The sequence below is a fragment of the Pseudoalteromonas sp. HL-AS2 genome (assembly GCF_031198805.1).
GTDB lineage: Bacteria > Pseudomonadota > Gammaproteobacteria > Enterobacterales > Alteromonadaceae > Pseudoalteromonas > Pseudoalteromonas nigrifaciens.
In genome coordinates this window covers 1,730,380-1,745,899 of the sequence record NZ_CP133571.1, presented here as the reverse complement: position 1 = coordinate 1,745,899, position 15,520 = coordinate 1,730,380, and the positions used below count along the sequence as shown (strand labels likewise).

At 39.2% G+C, this 15,520-nt stretch carries 18 protein-coding genes and 2 tRNA genes; 9 read left to right on the top strand and 11 right to left on the bottom strand.

Going from position 1 to position 15,520, the window contains the following annotated elements; genetic code table 11:
* Positions 1-5: 5 nt before the first annotated feature.
* The 5 genes from RB215_RS08230 to mnmA all read right to left on the bottom strand — a co-directional run bounded on the left by RB215_RS08230 (position 6) and on the right by mnmA (position 4,822).
* Entirely contained in the window at positions 6-473 is a 468-nt protein-coding gene (locus tag RB215_RS08230) for a GNAT family N-acetyltransferase (RefSeq protein ID WP_011328372.1), read from the bottom strand.
* 9 nt (positions 474-482) lie between these two features.
* Positions 483-1,628 carry a cupin domain-containing protein gene (locus tag RB215_RS08225; protein WP_011328371.1) on the bottom strand — a complete coding sequence of 382 codons (1,146 nt, stop codon included), beginning with the start codon at positions 1,626-1,628 and terminating at the stop codon, positions 483-485.
* Between the two features lie 89 nt (positions 1,629-1,717).
* Positions 1,718-3,088: an adenylosuccinate lyase gene (gene purB, locus RB215_RS08220; RefSeq protein ID WP_089368359.1), complete on the bottom strand. Its 1,371-nt coding sequence runs from the start codon at positions 3,086-3,088 to the stop codon at positions 1,718-1,720.
* A 31-nt stretch (positions 3,089-3,119) separates the two neighbouring features.
* Entirely contained in the window at positions 3,120-3,722 is a 603-nt protein-coding gene (gene hflD / locus RB215_RS08215; RefSeq protein WP_011328369.1) for a high frequency lysogenization protein HflD, read from the bottom strand.
* Entirely contained in the window at positions 3,722-4,822 is a 1,101-nt protein-coding gene (mnmA, locus tag RB215_RS08210; protein WP_011328368.1) for a tRNA 2-thiouridine(34) synthase MnmA, read from the bottom strand. Before mnmA ends, hflD begins: the two co-directional genes overlap by 1 nt.
* Before the next feature lie 298 nt (positions 4,823-5,120).
* Between mnmA and RB215_RS08205 the strand changes: the two genes are divergently transcribed.
* Positions 5,121-6,392, top strand: coding sequence for a sensor domain-containing diguanylate cyclase (locus RB215_RS08205; RefSeq protein ID WP_309216191.1), 1,272 nt, complete (start codon positions 5,121-5,123; stop codon positions 6,390-6,392).
* A 65-nt stretch (positions 6,393-6,457) separates the two neighbouring features.
* On the opposite strand, the gene RB215_RS08200 is transcribed toward RB215_RS08205, so the two are convergent.
* From RB215_RS08200 to RB215_RS08175, 6 genes are read right to left on the bottom strand one after another with little or no spacing between them, the layout of a single operon-like run.
* Positions 6,458-7,141: a pseudouridine synthase gene (locus RB215_RS08200; RefSeq protein ID WP_208833839.1), complete on the bottom strand. Its 684-nt coding sequence runs from the start codon at positions 7,139-7,141 to the stop codon at positions 6,458-6,460.
* Positions 7,141-7,470, bottom strand: coding sequence for a TusE/DsrC/DsvC family sulfur relay protein (locus RB215_RS08195; RefSeq protein ID WP_011328365.1), 330 nt, complete (start codon positions 7,468-7,470; stop codon positions 7,141-7,143). Before RB215_RS08195 ends, RB215_RS08200 begins: the two co-directional genes overlap by 1 nt.
* Positions 7,471-7,473: 3 nt before the next feature.
* Positions 7,474-7,740: a sulfurtransferase complex subunit TusB gene (gene tusB, locus RB215_RS08190; RefSeq protein ID WP_041454715.1), complete on the bottom strand. Its 267-nt coding sequence runs from the start codon at positions 7,738-7,740 to the stop codon at positions 7,474-7,476.
* 20 nt (positions 7,741-7,760) lie between these two features.
* Positions 7,761-8,117, bottom strand: coding sequence for a sulfurtransferase complex subunit TusC (gene tusC, locus RB215_RS08185; RefSeq protein ID WP_041454449.1), 357 nt, complete (start codon positions 8,115-8,117; stop codon positions 7,761-7,763).
* A complete protein-coding gene (tusD, locus tag RB215_RS08180) occupies positions 8,114-8,467 on the bottom strand; it encodes a sulfurtransferase complex subunit TusD (protein WP_309216190.1) in 354 nt (117 codons plus the stop codon). The genes tusC and tusD overlap by 4 nt, the downstream gene beginning before the upstream one ends.
* A gap of 54 nt (positions 8,468-8,521) precedes the next feature.
* The gene (locus RB215_RS08175; RefSeq protein WP_041454448.1) at positions 8,522-9,187 is read right to left on the bottom strand and encodes a Bax inhibitor-1/YccA family protein; all 666 of its coding nucleotides are present in this window, start codon (positions 9,185-9,187) and stop codon (positions 8,522-8,524) included.
* A 251-nt stretch (positions 9,188-9,438) separates the two neighbouring features.
* On the opposite strand from RB215_RS08175, the gene RB215_RS08170 reads away from it, so the two are divergent.
* The 8 genes from RB215_RS08170 to nhaC all read left to right on the top strand — a co-directional run bounded on the left by RB215_RS08170 (position 9,439) and on the right by nhaC (position 15,483).
* Positions 9,439-9,529, top strand: a tRNA-Ser gene (locus RB215_RS08170).
* 101 nt (positions 9,530-9,630) lie between these two features.
* Positions 9,631-9,721 (top strand) — tRNA-Ser (locus tag RB215_RS08165).
* A 167-nt stretch (positions 9,722-9,888) separates the two neighbouring features.
* On the top strand, positions 9,889-10,269 hold the full coding sequence (locus tag RB215_RS08160) for a hypothetical protein (RefSeq protein WP_182676611.1): 381 nt from the start codon (positions 9,889-9,891) through the stop codon (positions 10,267-10,269).
* A 128-nt stretch (positions 10,270-10,397) separates the two neighbouring features.
* Positions 10,398-10,856, top strand: coding sequence for a GAF domain-containing protein (locus RB215_RS08155; RefSeq protein WP_011328359.1), 459 nt, complete (start codon positions 10,398-10,400; stop codon positions 10,854-10,856).
* Positions 10,856-11,134 (top strand): hypothetical protein, encoded by a 279-nt coding sequence (locus RB215_RS08150; RefSeq protein WP_011328358.1) that lies wholly within the window; start codon positions 10,856-10,858, stop codon positions 11,132-11,134. The genes RB215_RS08155 and RB215_RS08150 overlap by 1 nt, the downstream gene beginning before the upstream one ends.
* A gap of 15 nt (positions 11,135-11,149) precedes the next feature.
* The gene (proQ, locus tag RB215_RS08145; protein WP_086998613.1) at positions 11,150-11,788 is read left to right on the top strand and encodes an RNA chaperone ProQ; all 639 of its coding nucleotides are present in this window, start codon (positions 11,150-11,152) and stop codon (positions 11,786-11,788) included.
* 26 nt (positions 11,789-11,814) lie between these two features.
* Complete coding sequence (gene prc, locus RB215_RS08140) at positions 11,815-13,839, top strand: carboxy terminal-processing peptidase (protein ID WP_011328356.1); 2,025 nt, start codon at positions 11,815-11,817, stop codon at positions 13,837-13,839.
* Positions 13,840-13,998: 159 nt separating this feature from the next.
* Entirely contained in the window at positions 13,999-15,483 is a 1,485-nt protein-coding gene (gene nhaC / locus RB215_RS08135; protein ID WP_011328355.1) for a Na+/H+ antiporter NhaC, read from the top strand.
* Positions 15,484-15,520: the final 37 nt, after the last annotated feature.

Here is a 15,520-nt window from a genome sequence, read left to right as displayed (position 1 = left end):
GCTTTTTAATGCGTTAACGTAAATGGACGAGTTTCAAAGCTGGTAACAGGGCATTGCATTCGTAGCTTTGCAATGCCAGCCTCCATGAATACATTGCCTTGTTGGCTAAAGCCATTTTGTTTAAATAATTCAACTTCTTCTAAAATGCAGTTAATACTCAGTACTTCAATATTTTGCTCTGCAGCAAGTGCAACAATAAAGTTAAGTAGGGATTTGTAAACATTGCGATTGCGGTGGGCGGGTAATACAGCTATACGGCCTATAAGGCCATCGCTACACAGCCTGCCTGTGGCTACAGGAGACTGTGTGTCGTTGGTAATACAGGTGACAAGAATATGTTGGGCAAGTGGGTCTAGGTTGTCAAATTCAATATGTTTAGGAATATGTAACTCATAAACAAATACACGCTCTCTTATTTGCTGCAGTAGCGCTTTTTGGCTGTGCCAATCGACCTGTTCTACCCGGTAGTCCATAATACACCTCTAATTGAACCAAATACCCTCATTAATTAGTGTAGTGAATATTTCAATAAAAACTAGGCTTGGGGCCGTGTTTTTTAGCTGTTGCGCATTAAAACCTGTAAAATCAGTAAGTAACTTAACAGCATTCAAGTCACTATTTGGTACAGAGTAGTTTTCTCCGTTAACACTTACTAATAATTCATCAGCTGTTTGCTGATATATAGCACGCGTTCCACCTAGGCGTTCAAAGCTTATGTCGTCACTGTTTATTGCATCGGCTATTTGCGCCGCATTAAACGGTTGCTCAACAGGCATTAAGTCCATATCGTGCTTTGGTTGGCTTAAAGTTGTGCCAAGCCATTGTTTAAATAAGGTGTGGTCGTTTAGTAATGCCTGCATTAGCACTTTTACTTTATCAACCTCAGTATCGCTCAGCTCGCCCTTAGACTCTCTTAATGTAAGGTTGTGGTCGGTGTAACGCTTTTGTCCGCTTTCGGTATCAATAATATGATCGGCAAAGCTAGAGAGTAAATCTTGTTGATTTGGCGCTCTAAAACCCACCGAATAATTAAGGGCGTTTTCTACGGCATAACCTTCGTGCGGGCAACCTGGTGGAATATATAAAATATCGCCGGGTTCTAAAATACAATCAATAACCGCAGTAAACGCTTCTACTTGCAATAATGTTTTATTTTGGGTGAATTGTTTAAGGCTAGGATCTGGTAGGCCTACTCGCCAATGGCGTTTGCCTTCACCTTGAATAATAAATACATCGTATTGATCTAAATGCGGGCCAACACCACCGCCAGGCGTTGAATAGCTGATCATTAAATCATCTATGCGCCAGTTTGGGATAAATCGAAACGGCTCTAGCAGCTGTGCTGCATCGTTATGCCAATGATCAACCGCTTGTACTAATAAAGTAGAGTGTTGCTCTGTAAGCTGTTCAAAGTCTTCAAACGGCCCTTGGTGCGATTGCCATTCATTATTATGATTAGTAACAATACGCGACTCTATGCTGTCTTCCATTGCAAGGCCTGCAAGTTCATTCGCATCAAGCGGGTCTTGAAAATTACTAAAACCTTGTTTAATTAAGAGTGGTTTTTTTTGCCAGAACTGAGTTAAAAACTCTTGCTCTGATAAGTCATTTATTTTTAATTGATACATACAGTGGCCCTACAAATTAGTGCAAGTGGTATTAAAACAAAAAAAGCGAAAGGAGACCTTTCGCTTTTTCATTGATTTTAGTTTAGTTATTAAACTAAATCATCAATAAACTCAACAGCGCGGCCAATATAATTAGCAGGTGTTAGTTTTTTCATTTCTACTTTAGCGTGTTCAGGAAGGTCTAAACCATCGATGAAGTCTGCCATTATTTCTTGGTTTACACGTTTGCCACGGGTTAAGTCTTTAAGCTTTTCGTATGGCTTTTCGATACCGTACTTACGCATAACTGTTTGAATTGGCTCTGCTAGCAATTCCCAGTTTTGATCAAGCTCTTCTAATAAACGTTGCTCGTTTACTTCAAGCTTACTTACACCTTTAAGTGTTGATTGGTATGCAATAAGTGCATAACCCATACCTACACCTAAGTTACGTAATACCGTTGAGTCGGTAAGATCACGTTGCCAGCGAGAAACAGGCAGCTTTTGTGCAAGGTGAGAAAAAATAGCATTTGCTAAACCTAAGTTACCTTCTGAGTTTTCAAAATCAATAGGGTTAACTTTATGTGGCATTGTTGATGAGCCAATTTCGCCAGCAATGGTTTTTTGCTTAAAGTGATTAAGGGCAATGTAACCCCACATGTCACGATCAAAATCGAGCAGTATTGTGTTAAAACGGGCAATAGCATCAAAAAGCTCAGCAATGTAGTCATGCGGTTCAATTTGTGTAGTAAACGGGTTTAGAGTTAAACCTAGGCTTGATACAAATTTGTCTGCATGTGTGTGCCAATCGTAATCTGGGTATGCACTAAGGTGAGCGTTGTAGTTACCTACAGCACCGTTAACTTTACCTAGCATTTCTACTTGTGCAATTTGGTCGCGTTGACGTTTTAAGCGCATGTAAACGTTAGCAAACTCTTTACCCATAGTAGACGGTGTAGCAGGTTGTCCGTGCGTACGTGTCATCATAGGGATTGTTTTGTACTCAATCGCTTTTTCTTTAATTGAGCTAAGTAACTGATCGCAATATGGTAGTAATACATTATTGCGTGCTTCAGTTAGCATTAAACCATGAGATAGGTTGTTAATGTCTTCAGAGGTACATGCAAAATGAATAAATTCGTTAATTGCATGTAGTTCTGCGTTATCGGCTACTTTTTCTTTTAGAAGGTATTCAACCGCTTTAACGTCGTGATTTGTTGTGCGTTCAATATCTTTAACGCGCTGTGCATCAGCTTCGCTGAAGTTATCAACAATGGCGTTTAGTAATGCATTAGCTTGTTCGCTAAATGCAGGGACTTCTTTAATATCGCTCGCTGCAGCTAACGCTTGCAACCAACGCACTTCAACGGTTACGCGGTATTTGATTAGGCCAAATTCGCTGAAAATACTGCGTAGTTCAGTGGTTTTGCTGCCGTAGCGACCATCCACTGGAGAGATAGCCGTTAACGCTGAAAGCTCCATAATAACTCCTAAATTTTAGTTTGAACGATAATTAAATTTTTGCTTTAGCAATGGCGATTATTTTTCTTTTTGCAAAGAAAAAGTGACGGCGTTTACCGCCCATTTGTCGCCATAAAACTGCACTTCTAATACCGGCTAATAATAATGCGCGGATTTTATTTTGAGTGAGCTGCTGCTTTAGTAACTCAGGTTTACCATAAACCTGTATACGGTGCCCAAGGGGGCTTAGCACCGTTGAGTATATATCCGCTAAACCGGCGACAACGCTCTCGTCGGTTATAGCAAAATGATCTAAACGTCGATGAATGTCATCAATACGTTTACCTAATTCGTTTAAGCTTTTGTCGTTTGCACTCAAGGCACGTTCTAGCTGCATTAAACCACCGACGTATTTTACAATTTCAACATCTTTTTGCGCGCCAGCACTTAGCTGTGCCAATAATGTTTTGTAGCCATCGCGTAGGTTATCTGTGCCTTGGTATACATCCTCTGGCGATGCCGGCGAGGTTTGAATAATACTCGAAAGTAGTATTTCTAAATCGTGTTCATTATTATTGCCGTACTGAGCAACTTTTTGAACTTGTTTAGCAACTTGGCACATGGCGGCAAGCGCCATGACTTGGTGTTGATTCATTATTTGATCACCGAATCAATAATACCACCACCTAAACACACATCTTCTGCATAAAATACGGCAGATTGACCTGGAGTAACGGCTTTTTGTGGCTCGTCGAATAATACGCGTGCCATGCCGTCTTCGCCTACAAGTAGCGTACAGCTTAAGTCTTCTTGGCGGTAACGGGTTTTAACTGTGCAGCGAGTAGTGCCTTTAGGGCCAATACGGTCAACCCAGTGCAATTGGTTAGCATTAAGGCCATTACTGTATAGGCGAGGGTGATCTTTACCTTGGCCAACAATAAGTACATTTCGCTCAAGGTCTTTATCTACTACATACCATGGCTCGCCTGAGCCTTCTTTCATACCACCAATTAGCAAGCCTTTGCGTTGACCTAGTGTGTGATACATTAATCCTTCGTGCTCGCCTACATTGTTACCATCAGTGTCTTCGATAACACCAGGTTGGGCAGGTAAAAACTTTTGTAAAAAGTCTTTAAATTTGCGCTCACCAATAAAACATATACCTGTGCTGTCTTTTTTATCGTGAGTAATTAGGTCTTGCTCTTCAGCTATGCGGCGTACTTCTGGCTTAGCAATATCGCCAACAGGGAATAATGTTTGGCCAATATGTTCGTGGCTAAGCGTGTATAAAAAGTAGCTTTGATCTTTATTATCATCTAACCCGCGGCACATAACGTATTTGTCATCGCGTAGTTCGCGGCGTACATAGTGACCGGTGGCAATAAAGTCGGCGCCTAATGCTTGGGCCGCAAATTCTAAAAAGGCTTTAAATTTAATTTCTTTATTGCACATTATATCTGGGTTAGGTGTACGACCTGCTTTGTATTCAGCTAAAAAGTACTCAAATACGTTATCCCAATACTCAGCGGCAAAGTTAACTGTATGCAGTTCAATACCGAGTTTATCGCAAACTGCTTGCGCGTCTTTTAAATCATCAGCTGCGGCGCAATATTCATCATTGTCGTCTTCTTCCCAGTTCTTCATAAACAGGCCTTCTACCTGATAGCCTTGTTGCTTTAACAAATATGCAGATACAGAAGAATCAACACCGCCGGACATACCTACGATGACTTTAATGTGACTATTTTCGCTCATGAATAATTTCGCTTATACAGATTACTGTTATTAATAACATCTTGGAAAGGCCGCGATTATAGCATGTATTTAAGCAGCGCTTAAAGAGGCTTAGCCTTAATGCAGCGCTTTTGTAGTTATTTTTATAGCGTCAGCAAAACGTTTTTGCTATTTGCAGTAAGCAAAATAAATATAAATAGTAAATAAGTGTGAATATTAGCTGTGTAATAGTAGGAGGAGTTATAGCTTTATATTGCTTTATAGTGTTATATTTAAGCGTAACTAAGGTTATTATTAATATACTCAATGGAATGAATATATGAACTATGCTTCTCACGTCAACAAAGTAAAATCTTTTATTTTAGATTACCCAAAAAAAACCGATATAAGTGAGTTGCTTAACAACCCGTTGAGTGAACTTAAAGAAACAGCTTATTATTTGTTTGATGAATTGATCACAATAACTCCCCCTATTTTTTTCCAAGAGCCACATCCTATTGTTGAGTTATTTAAATTAATTGAACAGTCGTTGAGCCCTAATCTAAAAGTAGAAAAAGCATTATTAGAGCATTTAGAAACATGGTGGGTTGAATGGCATTTTGTAGCGACTATGAATGCCAAATTACTTAACGAACATAACGACCCACAACAAAAGTATTTAATTGCTCACACGCATCACCCTATGCGTAATCATGAGCTGAGCCATTATGCGAAATTATTTACAGTGCTTCCTATGCCTATTTGTAATGTGTGCGTTGAAACGGGTGATATATTAAAAGTTAACCAGCGTTATATTGATGTATTTGGTTTTACTATAAATGATACGCCCAATGTAGATATTTGGTGGGAAAAAGCCTACCCAGATATTGATAAAAGAAATGCTGCTCGGGCATTATGGAACGCATCGCTTGCACAAGCCGAAAGTAATAAAGGCGATATTCCTGCAAACGACTACCAAATAACCTGCAAAAATGGTGAGCAAGTCATTATGCAAGTATCGGGTATTAATATTGGTAATGAATTTTTGGTTGTTTTTAATGACGCCACTGAGCGGATTAAAGCACATGAGATTTTAAGCGAAATGGCGTTTTTAGATTCGTTAACCAAAATTGCCAATAGGCGCCGCTTTGATGAAAAAATTGTTGATGAATTTTCCCGTGTTAAATTAGCAAACTGTCAGCTTTCACTCATTATAATTGATATTGATAACTTCAAAAAATTTAACGACCGTTACGGGCATATTGCAGGCGATAAGTGCTTATACGCTGTGGCACAAAAACTTGCCGACACAGTGAGTCGTCCAGAGGATTTTGTTGCCCGTTATGGTGGTGAAGAGTTTGTTGTATTGCTACCACAAACAGATAAACAAGGGGCGCTATTTGTGGCTGAACAAATTCAAAAAGCAATTGAAATGTTGGCAGTTGTGCATGAAGATAGCTTTACAGGGTATTTATCAGTAAGCATGGGAATTAATACTGTTAATCATCATCAGTGTGATGATCATTTAACATTTATTCAAGCTGCCGACGATGCTCTTTATTATGCAAAAAACCAAGGAGGTAATTGTATTGCGCTAAGCCCTGGCAAATAGCTTAAACGCTAATTTAAAGTTAATAATGGCTTATAAATTAGCGATTGTAAGTTGGTTTACATCAGTTAGGTATGCTTTATACCTGTCATTACTTTATACTCGCCGTTTTTAATGCCATCTAGGGTGTACTTACCAATACTATAGCGAATTAAACGCAAAGTAGGGTGCCCAATATGTGCTGTCATGCGTCTAACTTGGCGGTTACGCCCTTCACTTATTGTTATGCTGAGCCAAGTTGTAGGTATTAGTTTTCGCTCTCTTACTGGCGGGTTACGCGTCCATACTGTTGGCTCACTGATGATGCTCACTTTAGCGGGTAATGTAAGGCCATCTTTTAATTCTACGCCTGTGCATAGTGCAGCAATTGACTCTGAGCTTGGCTCACCTTCTACCTGAACCCAATAAGTTTTACTGGTTTTTTTACCCGGTGCGGTTAGGGTGTTTTGTAATTTACCGCAATTGGTGAGCAGTAATAAACCTTCACTGTCTCTGTCGAGTCTGCCTGCAGCGTAAACTTCTTTTATAGGAATAAATTCAGCAAGGGTTTTTCTGTTGGCATCATCAGTAAATTGGCACAAAACGTCGAAAGGCTTATTAAATAAGACTATTTTTATATCTTGTGAAGCTATTGCTGGTTTTATTTCTCTTTTTGAAGCGACGCTTTTTAGCGTGCTGCGAGAATAGGTTCTGCCAGTATTACGTTTGGGTTTAGCTGTGTACTCTTGCTTATTAGCTGACTTATTATTCATTATATGCACCTGGCAGGTTTTGGTAAGCCGGCAATTTTAGTCGCTTGTTTTGCCGGGCCTTTAGGAAATAATTTATATAAATATAGGCTATTACCTTTATCTTCACCGAGTGCTTTAGCCATGGCTTTTACCAGCATTCTAATAGCGGGGCTGGTGTTGTATTCTAGGTAAAAGTTGCGAACAAAGTTAATAACTTCCCAATGCTGCTCAGTTAAACTAATGTTTTCTTGCTGTGCAATAATGGGCGCTAATTCTTTTGACCATAAAGTATGGTCAAGTAAATAACCTTGTTTGTCTGTTTCAAGCTGTTGGTTGTTAATTTCAAGCATAAGTTACCAGGTAATAGATTGATTGGTTGATAAGCTAAGGGTTACAAATTCGTCATAGCTAATTACTTTATCGTTATTATTTAGCTTTATAGCGCGAGCACTCGCATCAGGCGCTAAAATAAACAATGATTCGGCAAATTGTCGATACTGCTTTGCTGCATAACAGGCATCGCCAACCAGAAGTACAATATCAGTTGCTTGAATTAGGTTTTCTAATCGATTGGCGCTGTAGTAGCTAAGTGGTTTAGAAAATATATGTAAGGTGCTCAAAGCATTAGTTTGTAGGTTACTCATAGGTTCACCACATGTTGCTGGGTTTTAATTAGCGCTTTTTGCTGATCAAAGTTTAGTGCTTGCACATCTAACAATAAATCATTTTTGTTTAAGCCATAATCGAGTAGTGACTTTTCGCAGACGTAAATATTTTCAACGTCATAAATTTCCAATGTTTTAATGTTTTTAAAAAAATCTTTTATACCAAGCATATTTGGTTGTTGTTGCTTTTTTAGTGCCAGTACAGCTGGGCCACTAAATAGCCAACTGATATTCTGATCGACAGCTGCAAATATGAGGGTCATGTCTAGGGCGTCGCGAATATGCAAGTCATCAAAAGGACTGCATTGGCTCATTACGAGTACGTTAATCATTTAAACTGTATCCATTTGTCGGCATCACTAGCAAGCATGGCAAATTCAGCAAGCCCAGCAACATTAAACACATTGGTGTGTTTAATGTCTAAACCACGTTTTTCAGCGGCGGTTACACATAACATTAAATTAATTTTTTGATCTGCTAATTGCTGCCACAACATCGGAATTTGTAGCTCATCAGTGGGAAGAGCAAAGTGGTTTGAAGCATGATAAACCCCTTGCTGATATAAAAATATAGCGTCTATGGTGTGTCCTTGCGCTAAGCAAGCGTGCGCAAATTTAACTAAACGCTGCGTAGTATCGTGATCAGAGGGTGGAGTATGTAAAGACAAGACGAAACGCGACAAAATTATTCCAAAAAAAAGCCCCAATTAAGGGGCTATTTTAACAGAACTTTTTAATTAGTCATTATTTGCGCCAAGCAGAGCAAGTAATGAAGTAAATAAGTTATATACACTTAGGTAAAGTGACACAGTTGCGCGAATATAATTTGTTTCGCCACCGTTAATAATACGGCTGGTATCAAATAAAATTAAACCAGACATAATTAATACTACAGCAGCATTAAGTACCATAAACATCAGTGAACTACCGATGAAAATATTAACAATGCTTGCCACAATAACAACGATTAAACCAACCGTTAAAAAGCCACCCATAAATGAGAAGTCTTTTTTAGTGTTAAGTGCATAAGCCGATAAACCAAAAAATATCAGCGCGGTAGAGCCCAGCGCTTGCATAATTAGCATAGGGCCATTAGGCATTTCTGCATAGTGGTTAAGCATTGGGCCAAGGCCTGCGCCCATTAAGCCGGTAAAAGCAAATACCCAAAATACACCAGATGCAGTTTCTGCTTTTTTATTTACTACAAATAATAAGCCGAACGAGACAAGTGTGAACACTAATCCCATAAAGTATGGTAACTGTAGTGCCATTGAAATACCCGCTGTAACAGCGCTAAATGCGAGTGTCATAGCAAGTAATAGGTAGGTGTTTTTAAGCACCTTGTTTGTTTCAATGGTAGACATTACCGGTTTAGCGGTATTGTACGATTGATTAAACGCCATTGTAGAGCTCCTGTGGTTGAAACTGAGTAGTTCCGATAATTTAACTAAATTTAGATTAACAACTCTTATATGTTTGGGCAAACCTTTGTAGTTCAATAGAGTGAAATATTTAAATAAAAGTTCAATTACAATTAATGCAGGCCACTTTTGCTTTAACTTTAAACAAATTAGTTGTTTTTTAATCACTTAAACAATTAATTTAAAATAAAGCTTCACAAACCTCTGCGCTTTCCCTATTATTCAGGCCGTGCGGAGAGATGGCAGAGTGGTCGAATGCACCGGTCTTGAAAACCGGCATGGGTTTATAGCCCATCTAGGGTTCAAATCCCTATCTCTCCACCACTTATTTAACAAATAAATGGTGTTTTGGTTTTTAAAATCAATAATAAGCATTTATTTAAAATAGTTAAAAATACACTCTTATTTTTAACTATAGCAGTATCGGAGAGATGGCAGAGTGGTCGAATGCACCGGTCTTGAAAACCGGCATGGGTTTATAGCCCATCTAGGGTTCAAATCCCTATCTCTCCACCATATAACAAAACAGCCCGCTTAATTAGCGGGCTTTTTTGTGCCTCATATAAAATAATGCGTTTGTTTTGCAAGTTTAAATTACGACCATAGTCTCTATTTATAAGCTACCTCGCTTAGGGCATGCTTATATTATTGAGGCTTATGTTTGTATATTTAAGGATTTTACGATGAAACATCAACTTGCAAAAAGTGTCGGGCTTTCATTACTCTCCCCAATCATTATTGGTGGTATGTTGGGTGTTTATTATGGCCTTGCTATGAATGGTGACTTTTTATCAATATTTTTTCAATTATTGATGACGGCAATAGCAAACGCACATATTGTAGGGTTAACGATGGCCGCATTTGTAGTGCCAGGTTACTTACTTATGTTTAAGTACGCTAAAGTAAATTATTCAGGGGTTTTAACGCTTGGTTTATTAGGCGGCGCTATTTTTAGTTACTTACTTAGTGCTACTACGGGCGAGATATTTTTAATAAATAGTGTGATGTCTGGGTTTGCTGCAGGGCTGTTTTTGTTTGGGCTGCGTAAAACCGCAAAAAAATAATCGTAGCATTATTAAGCAAGCATGCTGATAAAGCGTGCATTTTCCTTTTTTTTAGCCGCAAAAGGTTTCAATTTTTCACGACAAAGAGTACCTTTAGCTACTGTATGTTTAATAAGAAGTAGTTTGGTATGCAAAAGCACGATTTTTACCAGTCATTAGTTAAGCAAACGCAATCGCTGATAGGCGGTGAATCGAATGTAATTGCTAATATGGCAAATATAAGCGCGCTGTTATTTACTTCATTAGATGATGTAAATTGGGCGGGCTTTTATTTTATGGATTCACCTACCGAATTAGTGCTTGGTCCGTTTCAAGGTAACCCAGCTTGCATTCGAATTCCGGTAGGAAAGGGTGTATGTGGAACCGCCGCTGCAACCGGACAAACACAATTAATAGAAGATGTTCACGCTTTTGATGGGCATATAGCCTGTGATGCAGCGTCAAATTCTGAAGTAGTTGTACCTATTATGAAAGCTGGTAAAGTATTTGCTGTACTTGATATAGATAGCCCAAGTATTAGCCGATTTGATACTGACGATCAAGCGGGTCTTGAAGCATTAGTAAAATGCTTAGAGGCAAGCCTATAATGAAAGACTTGCTAAATGTTCAAGACTACCTTTTTGCCGTACAAGATGTGGGCGATTGGGAAGGCGATGAAGAACATGTAGCGGAAACGCTCAATGATTTGATTCATATTGCTTGGGATCGTCTACCAGACGAAGCCGAGTGTGAATTTATCGATGAAACAATTAATGGTATTTGGGAACACCTTCGTGGTGATATGGCTGTAATTGAGGCCGACTTCGAAGAATTGGTCGACTGGGTAATACACTATGTTGATTCGTCCCTTGATGAAAAGATGTGAAAAATAGGTTCTAAAATGGAAACCACAAACAAGCTAAAAGATATGAACGAAGTGTTGGAATTTTTATATCAAGAATTCCCGCAGTGTTTTAAACAAAAAGACGGTATCAAACCGCTTAAAGTCGGTATTTTTAAAGATATTGCTGAGCGTATTGAAGGGTCTGAAAAAGTAAGCAAGACTCAAGTGCGCCAAGCGCTTAGAAAATACACGTCTAACTGGCGTTATTTAGAAGCTGTGACTAAGTCAGAGTTTCGTATTGATCTTGATGGTAATCAAGCTGAAAAAGTTGAGCAAGAGCATATCGACCATGCACAAAAAGCATTGGAAGAAAGCCGCGCGAAAATGGCTAAACGCAAAAAGCAGCAACGTCCGCGTCCAGATGCAGATGCAAAATCTTTCAAAAAGAAACCTGCTCATGCCGCTAAAAATGCTACTTCAGCAGATAAAACAGCTAAAGCCGCACCGGTTAAGCGTTCAGGAAAAATTGAACCTTTACCAGCAAGTGAGGTCAAGGTTAATAATAAGGTTAAGGTTAAACTTGGCCAAGCACTTGTTAATGCAATAATCACTGAAGTGAACAAAGACGACGTTCATGTTGAATTAGTGACTGGTATGCAAGTTAAAACCAAAGCTGACAGCTTATACATTATTTAAGCTGAAAATAAATTAAGGAGTTGTGTATGAGTAAAAAGTTTACGCTCATTCCGTTAGTTGCTGCCCTGTTTTCAGGTTCATTATTTGCTGCCGTTGAAGCCGTTACGTTAAAAGACTTACCGTTGCTCAAGCAAGAAAGTCAACATGCTACAGCCAGCAAACGAGTGGTTAACTTATTTACTCGTTCACACTATACACCGGTTCGATTTAACGATGAGCTTTCAAGTAAAGTGTACGATCGTTATATCGAATCCCTTGATTTTAATAAAAGTGTATTCTTAGCCAGCGATATTGCGTCATTTGAGCAATATCGTAATGGCTTTGATAACGCATTGGTAACCGGCAAGTTAGGCTTTACGTTTGATATTTTTAACCTAAGCCTTAAACGTCGCTTTGAGCGTTATGATTACTCGCTTTCATTACTTGAAAATGAGATGACGTTTGATAAACAAGATGAATACTTTTTTGATCGAGAAGATGCTGATTGGGTAACCACCCAAGACGAACTTGATGAAATATGGCGTGAGCGCGTTAAATATGACGCACTACGCTTAAAAATGACCGGTAAAGATTGGGAAGGTATAAAGGATGTACTTGTAAAGCGCTATAAAAATGCACAAAAGCGTTTAGTACAATCAAAATCCGAAGATGCCTTTCAAATAGTAATGAATTCGCTTGCACGCAGTATAGAGGCGCATACCTCTTATTTATCGCCGCGCCGTGCAGAGCAATTTAAAATGGATATGGACCTAGAGCTTGAAGGCATAGGTGCAGTATTAAGCCCAGACGAAGACTATACCGTTATTCGCAGTTTAGTACCGGGTGGTCCTGCCGATAAATCACAACAAATTAAAGCCGATGACCGCATTATTGGCGTTGCCCAAGACGGTAAAGAGTTTGTTGATGTGATAGGTTGGCGCTTAGATGACGTGGTTGATTTAATTAAAGGCCCTAAAGGTACAAAAGTACGTTTACAGTATCTAAAAGGCGCTGATGCGCACGGTACGCCTAAAATAGTTGAAATAACCCGAGATAAAATACGCCTAGAAGACAGAGCAGCTAAATCTGAAGTGTTTGAAGCACAGTATTCCGATTTAACCAGTAAAATAGGCGTTATTGAAATTCCTGGCTTTTATAATAACTTGTCGCAAGATGTAAAAGTTGAACTAGCTAAACTAAAAGAAGCTAAAGTAGACGGTGTTATTATAGATTTACGTCAAAATGGTGGTGGTTCTTTATACGAGGCAACACAGCTTTCTGGATTGTTTTTCGACCAAGGTCCTGTGGTACAAATTCACACTCTTAATAATCGTATTGAAGAGCAGAAAGACCGCGATGGTATTACGTACTACGATGGCCCGTTAACTGTTCTAGTAGACAGATACAGTGCATCTGCTTCTGAAATTTTTGCAGCAGCGATACAAGATTATGGTCGCGGTATTGTGATTGGCGAGCAAACCTTTGGTAAAGGCACTGTACAACAGCACAAAGGCTTAGGGCGAGCGTACGACCTGTACGACAACGAGCTTGGCAGTGTGCAGTATACAATTGCTAAGTTTTACCGCATAAATGGTGGTAGCACACAACACAAAGGCGTTATTCCTGATATTTCGTTTCCATCTGCAATTGATCCCGCAGAGTGGGGAGAAAGCAAACAAGATAATGCACTGCCGTGGGATAGCATAGTACGCGCTAGATACCAAGAAATGGGTGACTTAAAACCGATTATTACGTATTTAGATAAGCAACATGCGCAGCGTATTCAGTCAGAGCCAGAGTTTAATTATGTATTTGAAGACATTACTCGCTACAACGAAGAGAAAGACCGCAAAACTATTTCGTTAGTAGAAGCTCAGCGTATTAAAGAAAAAGATGAAAATGAAGCACGCGCTTTAGTGCGTACTAATGAGCGTTTAGCGCGTTTAGGTGAAAAACCAATCGAAAACCTAGATGATGTGCCGGAAGTAATTGAAAAGCTGGATCCATTTTTAGAGGAAGCAGCCCTGATCACTCAAGACTATATTAAATACGGGCGTATAGCCAAAAAGTAATAATTGGTTTACCTCTATAAAAAAAGGCGCAATTGCGCCTTTTTTGCTACCCATAATTTACAAGATTGTTATAATCGCTGATTACACAAAGTTGAGCTAGATCAATGTTGCTCGATTAATGCGCTGTATGTGCTAAGAAGAATAATTAACATGCATTAGATGTGTGTAGGAGTCTTTATCTTGAAGTCATTAGAAGAAAAACCAATAAAACCCGCCTCGTTTTTTGATGCACTCATTCCAATCTCAGTTCTCATTTGTTTACTTGGTGCGGCTGTTTATCTATTTGGTGATAATTCCTCTTCTGGGCCAAATCAAATAGCTTTGTTATTTGCTACTTTTGCAGCAGCATTAATAGGTCTAAAAAATGGCTACAATTGGAAAAAACTAGAAGATGCGATGATTGAAGGGATCACCTTGTCGTTAGGTGCTATCTTAATTTTACTTATGGTAGGTGCGTTAATAGGCACTTGGTTGCTTTCGGGCACAGTACCTACGCTAATTTACTATGGCTTACAGGTTATTAATCCGAGTTGGTTTTATGCAGCTAGTTGTTTAATTTGTGGCATTGTAGCAATGAGCATTGGTAGTTCGTGGACCACAGCGGCTACAATAGGTGTGGCTTTATTAGGCGTTGCTACAGGCTTAGGGTTAGAGCAAACAGTAACGGCTGGTGCGGTTATATCGGGCGCGTATTTTGGCGATAAGCTTAGTCCACTATCAGAGACTACTAATTTAGCGCCTGCGGTTGTGGGGGCAGATTTATTTGAACATATTCAGCATATGCTATGGACTACAGTACCGAGCTTTGTAATTGCCTTAATAATCTTTATATTTATGGGGTTTAACGCGACTGCATCGAGTGAAGCAGGGCGTATTGATGAAATTACTGCTATTTTGCAGCAAAACTTTAATATTGGTTTAGAAATGCTAGTGCCTTTAATTGTACTTTTAGTACTTGCGATACGCAAAATGCCAGCGTTTCCTGCTATATCGATAGGCGCGGTACTTGGCGCTGTGTGGGCTGTGTTGTTTCAATCTGATTTAATTGCCAGCCAAATAGACATAAGCCAAGGCCAGCTAATAGGCTACTTTAAATTAATTTGGACCACTTTTTTTGATGGTTTTAGTATTAGTACCCAAGACGACAATATGGATGCACTCCTCAGTGGGGGCGGTATGTCAGGTATGCTTACAACAACCTGGCTAATTATGACGGCACTGATGTTTGGCGCTATTATGGAAAAAACGGGGCTGTTAGATGTGTTTGTTAAGAGTATTCTTAAAATCGCAAAAAGCACAGGGTCGTTAATCACTGCAACTATAGCGACTTGTATTGGTACAAACGTCATTGCGGCGGATCAATATATTGCTATTGTGGTACCGGGGCGGATGTTTAAAGAAGAATATGCAAACCGTGGTTTAAAACCGGTTAATTTATCGCGTACCTTAGAAGATGGCGGCACAATTACCAGCCCGCTGATCCCATGGAATACCTGTGGTGCCTATATGCAAAGCGTGTTACTGATCAATCCATTTGACTATGCACTGTATGCTTTCTTTAATTTAATTAACCCTGTATTGGCAATTATTTATGCTTATTTAGGTATTAAAATATTACGTATTAAACCAAAACAGACTGCTTAATTTAAACAGCCTCTTTTAAACATAAAAGGGGCTTTTT